We start from the raw sequence: 14578 nt of genomic DNA on the forward strand, positions 1-14578 counted from the left end.
GCGGAGGCAACGTATTATCCTGCCATGCGGGCAAAACAGCGCGACGTTTTTTATTTTCTGAGATGAATCAGCCAGAGGATAAACTCACTGTTATTTCTCACGCCTACTTTCTGCATGATTTTTTGCTTAAGATAATAGATGACGTGTACAGGTGAAGCCATCTGGTACGCGATCTGGTTAACCGTCATACCGGTCATAAAAAGCCAGCTTAAAGAAAGTTCCTGCTCGGTTAAATAGACCTTTTTTCCCTGTGTACTTTTCAATTCCATTTTTATTCTGCCTCTCAATGCTTTTTTCAATGCCACGGTGATAGCCGTGTTCGGCGGTAATGCAGGCATGATAGGCAAACGTGTTGGATATCACAGTATAAATCATTTCACGTTATCTTATTTTTTTAACTATATGATTATTGTCATTTTTAATCCGGATGAGACACGTTCACATCACAAAAGATGAACGTTGTATCCGGCGATCCTGTCTTCATTTTTGCAAAAAAGATTGGCTGTAGTGATTTTCCCGTCATAAAGGGCGAGCGTGCAGCGTGAAACAGCGCTGGCAAATCAGACCCCGTTTATCGCCTGCTATTTTGACGCCTTTTTCGGACTTGCTTAGGGCTATTTTTATCACTATGCACGGTCAGGCGGTTGTTTATTTCCGTTATCGTCTGCGCGCCGCTTGTACGCTTAGCCGATTGATGTTGCTAACGCTGTCAGCATTATTTCCGCCCGGGTTGTGCGGCGAATAAATACGCGTCGCTAACGGGCAGCGTTCCGTGCTTTTTAAACATTCGTTCAGCGAAGAGAAGAATTCTGCATGCGCCGGCGAAAAAACAACCGGTACGGTTAATGGCTGCACAGGCCTGTCATAAGGCGGTGAAAAGGGCAGAAAAAAATATCCATCCACATCAACTGGTTTACATAAACCTCTCCGGTTTCGCTTGATCGCACTGGCAGATCGCTATTACTGTAATTATATACAGTAATTTGGCGTGAGAGGTGAATATGGAATTTATCAGGCCAGCAAAAGTGAGCACGCCTTTGCAATTACCGCTGTTTGTCGAGCGGGTGCCGTGCGGTTTTCCGTCTCCGGCGCAGGACTACGTTGAGCAGCGGATTGATTTGAACAAGCTCATCGTTCAGCATCCCAGTTCGACATACTTTGTGCGCGTCAGTGGAGAATCGATGTCCGGAGCGGGCATTAACGACGGCGATATGCTGGTGGTGGACAGCGCACTGGTGGCTTCTCATGGCGATATTGTGGTGGCCGCGATTGAGGGCGAATTTACCGTCAAGCGGCTTCAGCTTCAGCCCTGCCTGCAACTGATGCCAATGAACCGTCAGTTCAAACCCATTGTGATTAGCACAGAAGACGCGCTCGAAGTGTTTGGCGTTGTGACCTATGTGATCAAGTCGGTTTATTAATCATGTTTGCGCTGGTCGATGTGAACAATTTTTATGCCTCCTGTGAAACGGTGTTTCGACCGGATCTCAAGGGCAAGCCCATTATTGTGCTCTCCAACAACGATGGCTGTGTGATTGCGCGTAATGCCGAGGCCAAAGCCCTTGGCGTCACCATGGCCGTGCCGTTTTTTAAAATGCGAGAAATCATTGCCCGCCATAACGTGCAGGTCTTTAGCTCTAACTATGCGCTGTATGCGGATATGAGCACCCGGGTCATGACGCTACTGGAGGAAATGGCCCCGTCGGTAGAAATTTATTCGATTGATGAGGCCTTTCTGGATTTAACCGGCGTCAGCCACTGCATGTCGCTTGATACCCTGGGGCACCAGATTAAAAAACGCATCAAAAAAGAAATTCATCTTAACGTCTGTGTCGGGATTGCCCCTACCAAGACGCTGGCGAAGCTGGCGAATTTTGCGGCCAAAAAATGGGCGGGCTACACCAACGGTGTGGTCGATCTGTCCGATCCGGTGCGCCAGCAAAAACTGCTGGCGAAGGTGTCGGTCAAGGATATCTGGGGCGTTGGCCGCCGTCTCAGCCAGCGGCTTGAGGAGATGGGGATAACCTCGGCCGCAGACCTGGCGCGTCAGCGTCCCAGCCTGATTCGTAAGAATTTCAGCGTGGTGCTGGAACGCACGGTCAGAGAATTATGCGGTGAACCCTGTCAGGATTTAGAAGCCCTCGAACCCACCAAACAGCAGATCATGTGCTCACGTTCTTTCAGTAGCCGTCTTTCAGACTATGCACAGGTGCGTGAGGCAGTCTGTACCTATGCCGAACGTGCCGCCGAAAAACTGCGGAAAGAAAAACAGTACTGCCGACAAATCGGGGTGTTTCTGCGCACCAGCCCCCATGCCGTTGGTGAAAACTTTTACGGTAATCAGGCCACTGGTCAGTTACTGACGCCGTCGCACGATACGCGCGACATTATCCGGGTGGCGACCGACATGCTGGACTACATCTGGATCGCGGGCCACCGCTATATCAAAGCGGGCGTTGTCCTGAGCGACTTCTTTGACCACGGCGTGACTCAGTTGGATTTGTTTGATGAGCGACCGGTCAACCCGGGCCGTAACGATCTGATGCAGGTTATCGATCAGATCCACAAAGCGGGCAAGGGGAAAATGTGGTTCGCCGGACAGGGGACAGAGAAGCGCTGGGCGATGAAGCGCGAAATGCTGTCGCCGGCTTATACCACGCGCATCAGCGATCTGCCGGTGGTGAAGTAAGGCGCGGGCAGGGATGACAGCAACAGAATGCTCTTATAAGGGGGCCGTTTGGGCTGCCGCTCGGTTTAAATCTGGCGTTGTGGTCTAGGCTAAAACAGGTATCCATCCCCTTAAGGAGAGCTTTGTCATGTCAGAACTCAGTAAATCGCCGGTGGCAGATCGGGCCGAACATAACGCCTTTTTTCCTTCTGCCTACTCACTTGACCAGTTCACCCGCCCCACATCTGATCTCGGTGATGCCGACTATCCCCAGCCGTATTCAGGGAATAAAAAGGTCCTGGTGATCTGCACCGACGAGCGCTATCTGCCGCTTGATAACGACACCCTGTTTTCCACCGGTAACCATCCGATTGAGACGCTGCTTCCGATGTATCACCTGTATCAGGCCGGTTTCCAGTTTGATGTGGCGACATTGTCCGGACAGATGGTGAAGTTTGAACACTGGGCGATGCCCCAGCAGGATGAGGTGGTCATTGGCTTTTACAATCACTGCCTGTCGCTGTTTCGTTCCCCGCTGACGCTGAACGCTGTCGTTCAGTCACTGACGCCCCGGTCAGAGTACGCAGGCGTCTTTATTCCGGGCGGTCACGGCGCGCTGATAGGGCTGCCCGAAAGTGAAGCCGTCGCTGAGGTGATCCGCTGGACGCTGGCCAACGATCGTCACCTGATTTCGCTGTGCCATGGCCCGGCTGCCTTTCTTGCTCTGGACAAAGGCGACAATCCGCTTAATGGCTATAAAATTTGCGCCTTCCCCGATGCGACCGACAAACAAACACCAGATATCGGCTACATGCCGGGACAGTTAACCTGGTTCTTCGGAGAGAAACTTCAGGCCATGGGACTGACGCTGGTGAACAGCGATATTAAAGGGACCGTGCATAAAGATCGCCGGGTACTGACGGGCGACAGTCCCTTTGCGGCGAACGCGCTTGGTAAACTGGCGGCAGACGAGCTGCTTAAAGCCAACGCCTGATCGGCCTGCTTTTTATCCCACCACGGCATCGCCTGCACCGCACTTTGTGCAGACGATGCGCCGGGGTGGGATTCGGGTGTACTTGCACCCGGTGCCTGAGATACAATCGTTCTGCCTATCGTTTCCGGGTAATGTCGGAAATGCAGCCTCTCAAACTGGTCGTCATGAGCAGCCAACAATCCACAGCGAATAAACAAAAAGAACGCGGCAGGCCCAGAGAATTTGATATCGAACAGGCTCTGGACCAGGCGATGATCGTGTTCCGGCAGAAAGGATATCATGCCGCCTCGCTTAACGATTTGAGTGAGGCAATGCAGCTTTCTGTCGGTAGTATCTACAAAGCGTTTCAGGACAAGCGATCGTTGTTCCTGCTGGTTTTTCAGCGTTATATCACGGTCCGCAACGAGGATCTGCGCGGACGCCTGGCCCGCTTTTCGACCGGCCGCGCAAAGTTAAGTGAACTACTCCAGTTTTATCTGGATTCTTCGCGGTCAACGGAAGGGCGCACCGGCTGTCTGGTCGTAGGCAGTGCTATTGAATTACAGGTGCTGGATGCGGAGCTGTCCCAACAGGTTACACAGGTTATCTTCCGCAATAAGGCCTTTCTGATGTCACTTTTGCAGGAAGGGCAGCATGATGGCTCCATCAGGCGCGACCTGGATGTGGAGACGGCTGCAGGACTGATTTTGCGTATTGCCTTTGGTATGCGTGTTACCGGCAAGGTGGCGGATGTACACGATGAACAGGCTACGATTGCGCTGGCCCTGAAAATCCTGGATTAATCTTTGCTCATTTAGGAAGTAAATATTCCCTTATGTCATCCATGCAGGGCGGCCGGTCACCCATGGGCTGCCAGACACAGGCACAGTGTGCCTTCTCTAAAACACTTTGCTGTTACAGAAAAAGTAAAATTTGAGGATTATGCGTGAAACATGACAGGGCAAACATCGGTGAAGAGATTCACGCGCTTTTAGGGCGCGTTGTGTCAGGCATCCTGCAGCCGGGTAAAACGCTCACACTGCAGGAAATTATTGGTGCGTTGCACCAGCAAAGTCTCCAGACAAGCTGTAAAACGACCCGACAGACCTGCGAAGAGGCTATCCGTATCCTCGCACATAAACTCCATTAATGACGACGGGCTGAAGCAAGGAAGCCTGTACGGCCATCACGTCACAGTAACGACAGCAGCAACAATAATGCCAGCAGCAGCAGCGAAAAGGCCGCAACGGCTTCGCAACGATGCCCCGTCCCGTCACGGCAGTCACTGGCCGTCTTAACGACCAAACAGCAACCCAATCAGTTCACGGCAAAGGCGCTCTTCTTCCTGACTGGCTGACAGCTCAAGACGGCGCAGCAGTTTAGTGCAGATAGACTTACGGTTCACGTTCTGGCCGGCGCGTAAAATATCTACCACGATTTGCCCCAGCATTTCCTGCTGTGAAGGGAGACCCGCCGCAGAAAAATAGCGGGAGATATCGTCGGCGCTCTGCGGTAAGCGATGATTGCGTTGCATAGAGGTTCTCGGGTGGTTCAAAAGTAGTCAGTTGAAAGTAGCGTAAAGTTATACAATAAAATAAAACTTGTACAGCTATTTTCGCAGAAAAAGCGTGCGGCGCGATTCAGGCGGGGACAGAGAGAAGGGCGGAAAGCGAACACAGAGAGAATACAGACAGCTGGCACGCAGTAAACGCGGACGCATCCGGCGTCCGCGAAGCGCGGTATCGCATTAACCTGTCAGCGTTAATGCTCGGTCACATTGGCGGGAACCTGGCCCGTTACTACCATCCAGTTGAGTTCGGCCCGCTCGCGCGTGGCCACGTTAATAAAGCTTTTCAGCCATTTACGCGCATCGGCGATCAGGAGCACGCGCTCATCGTCGCTTTCATGGTCCGCCATCGTGCTGAGCTGGCGAATCAGTGAAACCACCGTGATCTCCTCATTCTGTAGTGCCAGGTTCACCGCAGCTTCACCAATAATCTTATGACCGGTAGCCTCATCGTGAAAATTCATATGCACCTCCTGAGAGTGAGTGAGAATGTCGTCGACCCAGTGATCAGTTTAGTAAAAGGAATGAATAGCGATAGTGTGATTTCATTCGGTGATACCTATCAAAGAAAACATTAAAAAAAGTGAACTTTCATACCGCAGGCTAACACCTTAATAAGCGAGCGAAAATTTATACAGACCCGTTTTATCCGCCAGAATTGAAGTGATTAAACCACTAGATAGTGGCGAACTGGCCTGAAATTACGATAGGTCCCTGACACGGTGACCTGGCCGTCAGCGGCATTCCGGACCGCAACCTGACGCTGTAAATAAAATGTACATAAGAAAGAGATGCTAATGTTTTTGTGTTGTCGCAAAGCAAAGTGAGAAGTAATGAAAAAGGCCATAACAGGCGAGCGCCTGCGTCAGAAAGACAAAAGGATATATGAGCCCTGATCATGCCGTGTAAGTCGTTATTACACTGTTTACGACGAACCGTTATTTCCGGATAAAAAGATATTGAGAGGGTGAAGCAATGAAGAGGCGGCAGGAAATAAAAAAGCCGCCCTGATCAGGCGGCAACGCTGTTATTTTGGCACTTCGGAAACGGCTTTAACGTCCGCTTTATTGATCTGCTGTTTCACACCATTGGCATCGGTATAACCCAGTAAACCGGCATCAGATTCAGACGGCTTACCGTCGCTGATAATAGTGCGGCCATCGTTGGTATGAATAGCGTAGCTTGTGCGGGTACAGCCTGTTAATGCGGTCATGCCGATCAAAACTGCCAGCGGTAAAATCAGAGTCTTCTTCATATTATCCACCTTATTTCTGTGATTGAGTCCGTTAGTTATCAAGTTCACTCATATTGCTGATCTGATCGCGATTAATTTGTTCGGTTTTGCCTGTCTGGGCGTCACGATAGGACACCAGCCCCGTATCGCTGTCAATTTGAGGCTTACCATCGGTCACTATTGTACGGCCGTCTGACGTTTTAATGGACTGGTTGGAAGAACAACCGGCTAACGTTGCCAGAGAGAGGGCAAGCAAAACGGCAGCTGACAGGGATTTAGTATGCATTTCATCTCCTTGAAGTGGACCTTGAATTAAACAGCATAGTCGCTTTTGAGAATTTTGCAGGGCGGTGAGCGAAACAATAAACGCACTTGCGCAGAAAAAGCGCGAATAGCTAAAGCGTATTTATGCCTCTCAGAAATTTCACATTTAGCGCCTGCGGTTTGGTATTTAGTCTGCGGCCCTTTACGCTCGTTGACAGGTTAACGAAAAAAGGAATCGAGAATGAAATGGCAAATGGGTGCAGTTGCAGCGTTATTAATGGGTTCCGTTGCTTGTGCGGCAGAAACAACCGCGATGAAGAATCCGCTGAGTGTACACGTATTAAATCTGGAGACCGGCACGCCGACTCCCGGTATTTCTGTTGACCTCGAACATAAAGAACAGGGCAAGTGGGTTAAGCTTTCCTCAGGGGTAACCGATAAAAACGGCAGAATTAGTGCACTATTCCCGACAGATAAACAATATGAAACGGGCGATTATAAAGTTGTATTTAAAACGGGAGATTATTATCAGAAGGTTCAGCACGCGTCCTTTTTCCCGGAAATTCCGGTGATATTTCACATGGACAAAAGTGAATCGCATTACCATATTCCATTGCTGCTGAGCCCGTACGGCTATTCTACCTATCGCGGTAATTAATCCTCACCGGCAACGCCTGAATACCCGGGTGTTGCCGGTCTCTTTCGCCCCCTCCGCCCTGGTCATCGCCGCGCGATGTCGCGTTTTCCCGACCAAACCCTGGCTTTGCAGTCTTCACCTTGCCACGTCCGGACAAAAAAACTTTTGCTGCTACGGGGGCGATCATCGGTTAAATTGCCCCTCTGTGCCGGAACGGTTAACCTGCCGGTGCCGGAACCTTCATACCGAACAAAGCAGGGCGCGTTGTGCCTGCTTTACGTACAGGAGAATCGCTGATGCGAAAAGGATTAACTGTGGTTGCCATGGTCATGCTGTCAGGCTGCAGCCTGATGCACAAATCGTCGCCCGCGCCAGAAACGTTACACTATCGCTGTGGCACCTTGCCGCTCACCGTCACCCTGGATAACGCTAAAGATCAGGTCAGCTTTATCATGGATGGCAAACCGCTGACGCTGACGCAAACCGTTTCTGCCTCCGGGGCCCGCTACAGCGACGGACAGTATGTTTTCTGGTCTAAAGGAAACGGTGCTTTTATTGAGCGCAACGATAAAATCGTCGTGAATGACTGCGAGCTGCAACCGGCTGGTTAACGTTATCTGAGTGAGTGTGCATGATGAGTGACAATGAAATGCTGCAAAACATTGCCCACCTGCGTCGTGAATACACGCGCGGTGGTCTGCGTCGTAACGATTTGCCGGATAATCCGCTGGCGCTGTTCGAAAGCTGGTTAAAGCAGGCCTGCGAGGCACAATTGCCCGATCCTACAGCCATGACGGTAGCCACGGTCGATGAACAAGGCCAGCCTTATCAGCGTATCGTGCTGTTGAAGCATTATGATGAACAGGGCATGGTGTTCTATACCAACCTCGGCAGCCGTAAAGCACAACATCTGGCCAACAATCCGCGTATTTCGCTGCATTTCCCGTGGCATTTTCTGGAGCGCCAGGTCATGGTGCTGGGCGAAGTCGAAAAACTGTCGCCGCTGGACGTCCTGAAATATTTCAGCAGCCGCCCGCGTGACAGCCAGATCGGTGCCTGGGTTTCGCGTCAGTCCAGCCGGATTTCTGCACGCGGTGTGCTGGAAGCGAAGTTTCTGGAACTGAAGCAGAAATTCCAGCAGGGCGATGTGCCGCTGCCCAGTTTTTGGGGCGGCTATCGGGTAAAATTTAACACCATGGAGTTCTGGCAAGGGGGCGAACATCGCCTTCACGATCGTTTCCTCTACCAACGGGATAACGACGGCTGGAAAATTGACCGACTCGCCCCGTAAAACTGCGCTTTCCCCTTATCAGCGCTGGCACAGAAGCCGTCAGCGCTTTATGCTATAGCCCTCATTTTTTTCTTCCGCAACTCAGCGGAAAGCTGTGTACCAGCCTAGGTGCAGTCTGATCAATTTGGAGTCAGTGATGACCAGCAGTAACCTGATACAACAATTGCAAGAACGGGGCCTGATCGCCCAGGTGACGGATGAAGACGCGTTAGTCGAGAAACTGGCGCAAGGGCCAATTTCGCTCTATTGCGGCTTTGACCCCACTGCTGACAGCTTGCACTTGGGCCATCTGGTACCGCTGCTCTGCCTGAAACGTTTTCAGGACGCCGGACACAAGCCGGTGGCGCTGGTGGGCGGCGCAACCGGTCTGATTGGCGATCCCAGTTTTAAAGCGGCAGAGCGTAAGCTCAACACCAGCGAAACCGTCGGTGAATGGGTCGAAAAAATCCGTAAACAGGTTGCGCCATTCCTGGATTTTGACTGTGGTGCGAACAGTGCGATTGCGGCCAACAACTATGACTGGTTTGGCAATATGAACGTGCTGACCTTCCTGCGTGACATTGGTAAACACTTCTCGGTTAACCAGATGATCAACAAGGAAGCGGTCAAACAGCGTCTGAACCGTGACGACCAGGGGATCTCGTTTACCGAATTCTCCTACAACCTGTTGCAGGGCTATGATTTTGCCTGCCTGAACGAACTGCACGGCGTAACGCTGCAGATCGGCGGCTCGGACCAGTGGGGCAACATCACTTCCGGTATCGATCTGACACGTCGTCTGCATCAGAACCAAGTGTTTGGTCTGACCGTTCCTCTGATTACCAAATCGGACGGCACCAAGTTCGGTAAGACCGAAGGCGGCGCGGTCTGGCTGGATGCTAAGAAAACCAGCCCGTACAAGTTCTACCAGTTCTGGATCAACACCGCCGATGCGGATGTTTACCGTTTCCTGAAATTCTTCACATTCCTGAGCATTGAAGAGATTACTGCCCTGGAAGAAGAAGATAAAAACAGCGGAACCGCGCCGCGTGCACAGTATGTACTGGCCGAGCAGGTTACGCGCCTGGTTCATGGCGAAGAGGGTCTGGCAGCCGCGAAACGCATCACGGAAAGTCTGTTCTCCGGTGCGCTCAGTGACATGACCGAGGCTGATTTCGAACAGCTGGCGCAGGACGGCATGCCCACCATTACGCTGTCTGCTGAGGACGATCTGCAGCAGGCACTGGTTAAAGCGGAGCTGGTACCGTCACGCGGCCAGGCGCGCACCATGATTGGCTCAAATGCCGTATCGCTGAACGGTGAGAAGCAGTCGGATGCGGAATACCGCTTCCGCGACAGCGACAAGCTGTTTAACCGCTTCACGTTATTACGCCGCGGTAAAAAACATTACTGCCTGATCAACTGGCAGTAGCTTTTCAGGGCCGGTTTCCGGCCCTTTTTTATGGCAAGGCACGACAGGGTAAAAAAGTGAAAAACGTTTTAGCAATTCAGTCGCACGTGGTGTTTGGTCATGCAGGCAATGCGGCGGCAGAGTTCCCGATGCGCCGTATGGGCGTGAACGTCTGGCCGCTGAATACCGTGCAGTTTTCCAATCATACGCAGTATGGGCACTGGACCGGCACCGTCATGCCGGCGTCGCATCTCACCGACATCGTCAAAGGCATCGCCGATATCGACCGCCTGAAAACCTGTGATGCGGTGTTAAGCGGCTATCTGGGATCGGCCGAACAGGGCGAAAAGATTCTGGACATCGTGCATCAGGTAAAAGCCGCCAACCCCGAGGCCTGGTATTTTTGCGATCCGGTCATGGGGCATCCGGAAAAGGGCTGCATTGTGGCACCGGGCGTGGCGGAGTTTCACTGCAAAATGGCGCTACCGGCCAGCGATATCATCGCGCCAAATCTGCTGGAGCTGGAAATGCTCAGCGAACGCACGGTAACCAGTGTCGAATCCGCCGTTGAGGCTGCCCGCCTGCTGATCACGCAGGGGCCAAAAGTGGTGCTGATTAAGCATCTGGCACGGGCAGGACGCCGCAGCGATCGCTTTGAAATGCTGCTGGTCACCGCCGACGAAGCCTGGCACATCAGCCGTCCGCTGGTGGACTTTGGCGTTCGCCAGCCTGTAGGCGTGGGCGATTTAACCAGCGGCTTATTGCTGGTCGATCTGCTGCACGGACAGTCGCTGCAGGCGGCGCTGGAGCACGTCACGGCCGCCGTCTATGAAGTGATGCTGAAAACGCATGAGATGGGGGAATATGAGCTGCAGTTGGTTGCCGCGCAGGACGCTATTGCCCGGCCAACGCACTATTTTCCGGCAGAGAAGCTGTAAAAAAAGGGCCGGTAACGGCCCTGATCGTGTCAGATAAGGCCTTCCGCTTTTAGCGCGGCCTGAACCGATGGCCGTTCTTCAACGCGCGCAAACCACTGTTGCAGGTGGTTCAACGCGCTGACATCCAGGTTCAGCGCTTTCGCCCAGCGCGTCACCACATACAGATAAGCATCCGCAACGCTGAAATGCACGCCCATCAGCCACGGCTTGTCCTGCAGTTCACCGTTTACCCAGGCAAATTTTGCCTCCAGCTGACGGCGCACCAGCGCTTTGTACTCGTCGGGCGCATCGTTGCGGAACAGCGGTGAAAAACTCTTATGTAACTCACTGCTGATGTAGCCGAGCCACTCAATGGTGTGATAACGCGTCAGGCTGCCGACGGGGGCCAGAAGATGACGATCGGGCTTGAGATCGGCCAGGTACTGCACAATCGCCGCGCCTTCGGTCAGGACATTACCCTCACTTAATTGCAGCGCCGGTACCTGACCCTTGGGGTTGATTTGACGAAAATCATCCCCGCGCTCGGTGAGCTTGGTTTGCAGGTCGACATTGACCTGAGTGAAATCCAGACCACATTCACGCAGAACAATATGGGGTGAAAGAGAACAGGCACCAGCTTTACAAAACAGTTTCATCATGAAGCCACCATGTTGCGAGTCGTGTTTGCATAGTAATCCCCTGTGGCAGAATTACCAGTTATTAGCATGAGTAATCTACCAGGAACCGATCGGCGACAAAAACAAAAAAACCGGGCAAGGCCCGGTTTTTGCTGCGTGTCAAAATCGCACTCAGGCTTTTTCCGCTTCCGTCGTCTGCGTCATACGGTTCAGCAGCGGGGCCGTCACCAGCATCAGCACAGCGATGACGGCGGTGGCAATACCGATCTGCTGGAACACTTTGCCGTACGTGACCAGCGAAATCAGCGGATCGGTAACGTTTTCAGGCACCGCCATCAGGTTGGCCACTTTACCGGCAATGACGGCAGCACCCGCGGTGGTCAGGAACCATGAGCCCATGATAAAGCCCATCAGGCGCTGTGGAACCAGCTGTGCCACCATCGCCAGGCCCAGTCCCGAAATCATCAGTTCGCCGATACTTTGCAGGCCATAGCTGAGAATGAGCCAGTTCAGGGACACGATACCGGCATCGCTGGCAAATTTCGCGCCGACAGGCAATACCAGGAACGCGGCAGAACACAGCACCATGCCGATAGCGAACTTGTGCGGCATCGGCAGCTTGTCGCCCAGCTTGTTATACACGGCTGCCAGAATGGGGCTGGCCAGCATAATCCAGAACGGGTTCAGCGCCTGGAACTGCTCTGGCGCAAAGGTAATGCCAAAAAGGGTGTGCTCAACGTTACGAATCGCAAAGAAGTTCAGCGACGTAGGCATCTGCATGTAAAGCACGAAGAAGACGATGGCTTCGACCATCAGCAGGAAAGCGACAATCATACGGCGACGTGCCGCGCCCTTCAGTGCGAAGGCTTCTTTGGCAAAGATCACCATAATGCCCAGCGCAATCAGGCCCAGCAGAATACGGGCAATGGCCTGATGGTGCAGCATCCAGTTAGCCAGGGCGATCAACACCACAATACCTGCCAGCGTCATCAGCAGTTTGCCGAACTGGAGTGGGGCAAAGTCCGGTTTGGAACCAAAGTCTTTCACCAGGCGCTTACAGAACAGGAAGTTAAGCAGCGTGATGACCAGGCCGATCACCGACAGCGAAAACGCCACGTTATAGCCATATTTTTCGGCTAACCACGGCGTCAGCATCATTGAAAACAGTGAGCCGATGTTGATGGACATGTAGAACATGGTAAAGGCGCCATCAATGCGCGGATCGTCTTTCTCGTAGCAGGTGGAAAGCAGGGAAGAGGGGTTCGCTTTAAACAAGCCGCTGCCCACCGCAATAGTCGCCATACCGATATAGACGACGCTGACGTTATGACCGGAGAAGGCGACAAGCGCGTAGCCGATGGCCAGCACCAGTACACCCAGCACGATAACGCGTTTGGTTCCCAGCACTTTATCGCCCAGCCAGCCGCCGATAGCGACCAGACCATAAACCAGTGCGCTAAAGGACGAGAACAGGGTAATGGAGTCGGACTCCGACATGCCCAGCTGTCGAACCAGATAGACGGCCATAATGGCCTGCAGGCCGTAGTAGCCAAAACGTTCCCATAATTCGATTGAAAAGATCAGGTAAAACGCTTTGGGCTGTTTAAAAGCATTAAGGCTGACGGCCTCGTCGGTGTGTTTGTTTGCAGTTGACACTTGTACCTCTGTTATTTCATATCCTGCGTCGTGACAGGCATTCCGTCCGCGCCATGTGATCACACCATGGGCCAGATTTTTATTAGATGGGAAAAACGGCGACTAATTTGGCTGAATAAAGGCGGCAGGGCAAGCGTTTTCTACCTTCTGCCAGACAGGGTCAATATGGTGTTAAAACCTAAATAAATATTACTGATTGAAATTTTGTCATGTTTTCAGGTTTTTTATTGGTTCAAAATACCTGCGTGGAGCTTTTCAGATCGTCAATAATGACATTAACCACTAAACGGCGGTTGCGTAGAGCTTTGCTTTGGAAAGTGATCTTTCATCAGAATAAAGCGCCGGAAATGCGGCTTTTGACGTCGTTTTGCTGAAATAATCTGCATATTATGACGCAAAACGACCTCGGGTGCGCAATAAAGTTGATTAAACTCACATTATTCGCTGTTATTTCAGCAGAAGAAAAATGGTTTCATCAGGAAATAATGCGTCCGGCCCTTAATTAACAGGCGTAAAAAACCAGCAAAAATGCGCTCACCTGCTCGACAGCGCACGCGCACTCACGTAGCCTCTTTATTTCCTAAAAAGGATGTTGCTATGTCGTTATCTTTACGTCTCGCCTTAGTGGGTGACTACCGCCCGGACGCTGTTTCGCATCAATCCATTCCCCTGGCGCTGGCGCGCGCCGCGGCGCACCTTGCCATCCCGATTGAGCCTGACTGGATTCCCACCCCGGATTTAGATGATCTGTCCGCCGTTACGCAGCATGATGCCGTCTGGCTGGTGCCCGGCAGCCCCTATAAAAACGATGACGGCGTGTTTAGCATGCTGCGTTGGGTACGGGAAAACGGTAAGCCCTTTCTCGGCTCCTGTGGCGGGTTTCAGTATGCGGTTATCGACTATGCCCGCCACGTATTGGGCTGGGAAGATGCCAGTCATGCCGAAACCAGCGAAACCGGTCGGATGGTGATTGCGCCGCTAAGCTGCTCACTGGTCGAACAGCGAGGGGAGGTCACGTTTGCACCCGGCTCGCGTATGGCCAGCGCCTACGGTGCGCTGACCAGCGATGAAGGTTATCATTGCAATTTTGGCGTGAACCCGGCTTTCAGTGCGGCGCTGCAGGGTAAAAACATGCGGATCACGTCCTGGGATCTGAACGGCGATGTGCGCGGCATTGAACTGACCGATCATCCTTTCTATGTCGCCACCTTATTCCAGTCCGAACGGGCGGCATTACAGGATAAGGATTCGCCGCTGGTGATGGCCTGGATGCGGGCGGCGCTGGCGCAGCGTCAGCGCTGAACAGTAAAACAGCCTGTGACCAGTCACAGGCTGTTATCCGG

The 14578-nt window shown here is 52.5% G+C and carries 18 protein-coding genes; 11 read left to right on the plus strand and 7 right to left on the minus strand.

The window, feature by feature from the left end; translation table 11 throughout:
- Positions 1-50 precede the first annotated feature (50 nt).
- A complete protein-coding gene (locus tag G5574_RS00995) occupies positions 51-338 on the minus strand; it encodes a helix-turn-helix transcriptional regulator (RefSeq protein WP_155489647.1) in 288 nt (95 codons plus the stop codon).
- A 663-nt stretch (positions 339-1001) separates the two neighbouring features.
- Here G5574_RS00995 and umuD point away from each other — a divergent pair.
- The 5 genes from umuD to G5574_RS01020 all read left to right on the plus strand — a co-directional run bounded on the left by umuD (position 1002) and on the right by G5574_RS01020 (position 4791).
- A complete protein-coding gene (umuD, locus tag G5574_RS01000; RefSeq protein WP_033741198.1) occupies positions 1002-1421 on the plus strand; it encodes a translesion error-prone DNA polymerase V autoproteolytic subunit in 420 nt (139 codons plus the stop codon).
- Between the two features lie 2 nt (positions 1422-1423).
- On the plus strand, positions 1424-2689 hold the full coding sequence (gene umuC, locus G5574_RS01005) for a translesion error-prone DNA polymerase V subunit UmuC (protein WP_033741199.1): 1266 nt from the start codon (positions 1424-1426) through the stop codon (positions 2687-2689).
- A 127-nt stretch (positions 2690-2816) separates the two neighbouring features.
- Complete coding sequence (hchA, locus tag G5574_RS01010; protein WP_033741201.1) at positions 2817-3662, plus strand: glyoxalase III HchA; 846 nt, start codon at positions 2817-2819, stop codon at positions 3660-3662.
- A 140-nt stretch (positions 3663-3802) separates the two neighbouring features.
- Positions 3803-4444 (plus strand): TetR/AcrR family transcriptional regulator, encoded by a 642-nt coding sequence (locus G5574_RS01015; protein WP_369974372.1) that lies wholly within the window; start codon positions 3803-3805, stop codon positions 4442-4444.
- A gap of 143 nt (positions 4445-4587) precedes the next feature.
- Positions 4588-4791, plus strand: a complete 204-nt coding sequence (locus G5574_RS01020; RefSeq protein ID WP_033741206.1) for a hypothetical protein — start codon at positions 4588-4590, stop codon at positions 4789-4791.
- Positions 4792-4935: 144 nt separating this feature from the next.
- Here the strand turns inward: G5574_RS01020 and ycgZ are convergent, their stop codons facing one another.
- From ycgZ to G5574_RS01040, 4 genes are all read right to left on the minus strand, one after another.
- Entirely contained in the window at positions 4936-5175 is a 240-nt protein-coding gene (gene ycgZ / locus G5574_RS01025; protein ID WP_033741208.1) for a regulatory protein YcgZ, read from the minus strand.
- A 227-nt stretch (positions 5176-5402) separates the two neighbouring features.
- A complete protein-coding gene (locus G5574_RS01030; protein ID WP_033741209.1) occupies positions 5403-5672 on the minus strand; it encodes a hypothetical protein in 270 nt (89 codons plus the stop codon).
- A gap of 563 nt (positions 5673-6235) precedes the next feature.
- Positions 6236-6463: a YgdI/YgdR family lipoprotein gene (locus G5574_RS01035; protein ID WP_033741210.1), complete on the minus strand. Its 228-nt coding sequence runs from the start codon at positions 6461-6463 to the stop codon at positions 6236-6238.
- A 31-nt stretch (positions 6464-6494) separates the two neighbouring features.
- Positions 6495-6728, minus strand: coding sequence for a YgdI/YgdR family lipoprotein (locus tag G5574_RS01040; RefSeq protein WP_033741212.1), 234 nt, complete (start codon positions 6726-6728; stop codon positions 6495-6497).
- Positions 6729-6947: 219 nt separating this feature from the next.
- Here G5574_RS01040 and uraH point away from each other — a divergent pair, with 219 nt between their 5' ends.
- The 5 genes from uraH (at position 6948) to pdxY (ending at position 10962) form a co-directional block, all read left to right on the plus strand.
- A complete protein-coding gene (gene uraH / locus G5574_RS01045) occupies positions 6948-7364 on the plus strand; it encodes a hydroxyisourate hydrolase (RefSeq protein ID WP_006119009.1) in 417 nt (138 codons plus the stop codon).
- Positions 7365-7639: 275 nt separating this feature from the next.
- Complete coding sequence (locus tag G5574_RS01050; protein ID WP_006119010.1) at positions 7640-7954, plus strand: MliC family protein; 315 nt, start codon at positions 7640-7642, stop codon at positions 7952-7954.
- 23 nt (positions 7955-7977) lie between these two features.
- Positions 7978-8634: a pyridoxamine 5'-phosphate oxidase gene (gene pdxH, locus G5574_RS01055; protein WP_033741468.1), complete on the plus strand. Its 657-nt coding sequence runs from the start codon at positions 7978-7980 to the stop codon at positions 8632-8634.
- Positions 8635-8770: 136 nt separating this feature from the next.
- On the plus strand, positions 8771-10045 hold the full coding sequence (gene tyrS / locus G5574_RS01060; RefSeq protein ID WP_033741218.1) for a tyrosine--tRNA ligase: 1275 nt from the start codon (positions 8771-8773) through the stop codon (positions 10043-10045).
- Positions 10046-10101: 56 nt separating this feature from the next.
- Positions 10102-10962 (plus strand): pyridoxal kinase PdxY, encoded by an 861-nt coding sequence (gene pdxY, locus G5574_RS01065; RefSeq protein ID WP_006119013.1) that lies wholly within the window; start codon positions 10102-10104, stop codon positions 10960-10962.
- Positions 10963-10991: 29 nt separating this feature from the next.
- Here pdxY and gstA read toward each other — a convergent pair whose 3' ends face one another.
- Both gstA and dtpA read right to left on the minus strand, forming a co-directional pair.
- Complete coding sequence (gene gstA, locus G5574_RS01070; RefSeq protein ID WP_174250611.1) at positions 10992-11597, minus strand: glutathione transferase GstA; 606 nt, start codon at positions 11595-11597, stop codon at positions 10992-10994.
- Positions 11598-11750: 153 nt separating this feature from the next.
- The gene (dtpA, locus tag G5574_RS01075) at positions 11751-13235 is read right to left on the minus strand and encodes a dipeptide/tripeptide permease DtpA (protein WP_033741223.1); all 1485 of its coding nucleotides are present in this window, start codon (positions 13233-13235) and stop codon (positions 11751-11753) included.
- A gap of 597 nt (positions 13236-13832) precedes the next feature.
- Here dtpA and G5574_RS01080 point away from each other — a divergent pair.
- Positions 13833-14537 carry a CTP synthase C-terminal region-related (seleno)protein gene (locus G5574_RS01080; protein WP_006119016.1) on the plus strand — a complete coding sequence of 235 codons (705 nt, stop codon included), beginning with the start codon at positions 13833-13835 and terminating at the stop codon, positions 14535-14537.
- Positions 14538-14578: the final 41 nt, after the last annotated feature.

The organism is Pantoea stewartii, from assembly GCF_011044475.1.
Classification (GTDB): domain Bacteria; phylum Pseudomonadota; class Gammaproteobacteria; order Enterobacterales; family Enterobacteriaceae; genus Pantoea; species Pantoea stewartii.

Coding starts and splice junctions, on each gene's coding strand:
- G5574_RS00995 (WP_155489647.1), bottom strand. CDS start 338: ATGCCTGCATTACCGCCGAACACGGCTATCACCGTGGCATTGAAAAAA.
- umuD (WP_033741198.1), top strand. CDS start 1,002: ATGGAATTTATCAGGCCAGCAAAAGTGAGCACGCCTTTGCAATTACCG.
- umuC (WP_033741199.1), top strand. CDS start 1,424: ATGTTTGCGCTGGTCGATGTGAACAATTTTTATGCCTCCTGTGAAACG.
- hchA (WP_033741201.1), top strand. CDS start 2,817: ATGTCAGAACTCAGTAAATCGCCGGTGGCAGATCGGGCCGAACATAAC.
- G5574_RS01015 (WP_369974372.1), top strand. CDS start 3,803: ATGCAGCCTCTCAAACTGGTCGTCATGAGCAGCCAACAATCCACAGCG.
- ycgZ (WP_033741208.1), bottom strand. CDS start 5,175: ATGCAACGCAATCATCGCTTACCGCAGAGCGCCGACGATATCTCCCGC.
- G5574_RS01030 (WP_033741209.1), bottom strand. CDS start 5,672: ATGAATTTTCACGATGAGGCTACCGGTCATAAGATTATTGGTGAAGCT.
- G5574_RS01035 (WP_033741210.1), bottom strand. CDS start 6,463: ATGAAGAAGACTCTGATTTTACCGCTGGCAGTTTTGATCGGCATGACC.
- G5574_RS01040 (WP_033741212.1), bottom strand. CDS start 6,728: ATGCATACTAAATCCCTGTCAGCTGCCGTTTTGCTTGCCCTCTCTCTG.
- uraH (WP_006119009.1), top strand. CDS start 6,948: ATGAAATGGCAAATGGGTGCAGTTGCAGCGTTATTAATGGGTTCCGTT.
- G5574_RS01050 (WP_006119010.1), top strand. CDS start 7,640: ATGCGAAAAGGATTAACTGTGGTTGCCATGGTCATGCTGTCAGGCTGC.
- pdxH (WP_033741468.1), top strand. CDS start 7,978: ATGAGTGACAATGAAATGCTGCAAAACATTGCCCACCTGCGTCGTGAA.
- tyrS (WP_033741218.1), top strand. CDS start 8,771: ATGACCAGCAGTAACCTGATACAACAATTGCAAGAACGGGGCCTGATC.
- gstA (WP_174250611.1), bottom strand. CDS start 11,597: ATGAAACTGTTTTGTAAAGCTGGTGCCTGTTCTCTTTCACCCCATATT.
- G5574_RS01080 (WP_006119016.1), top strand. CDS start 13,833: ATGTCGTTATCTTTACGTCTCGCCTTAGTGGGTGACTACCGCCCGGAC.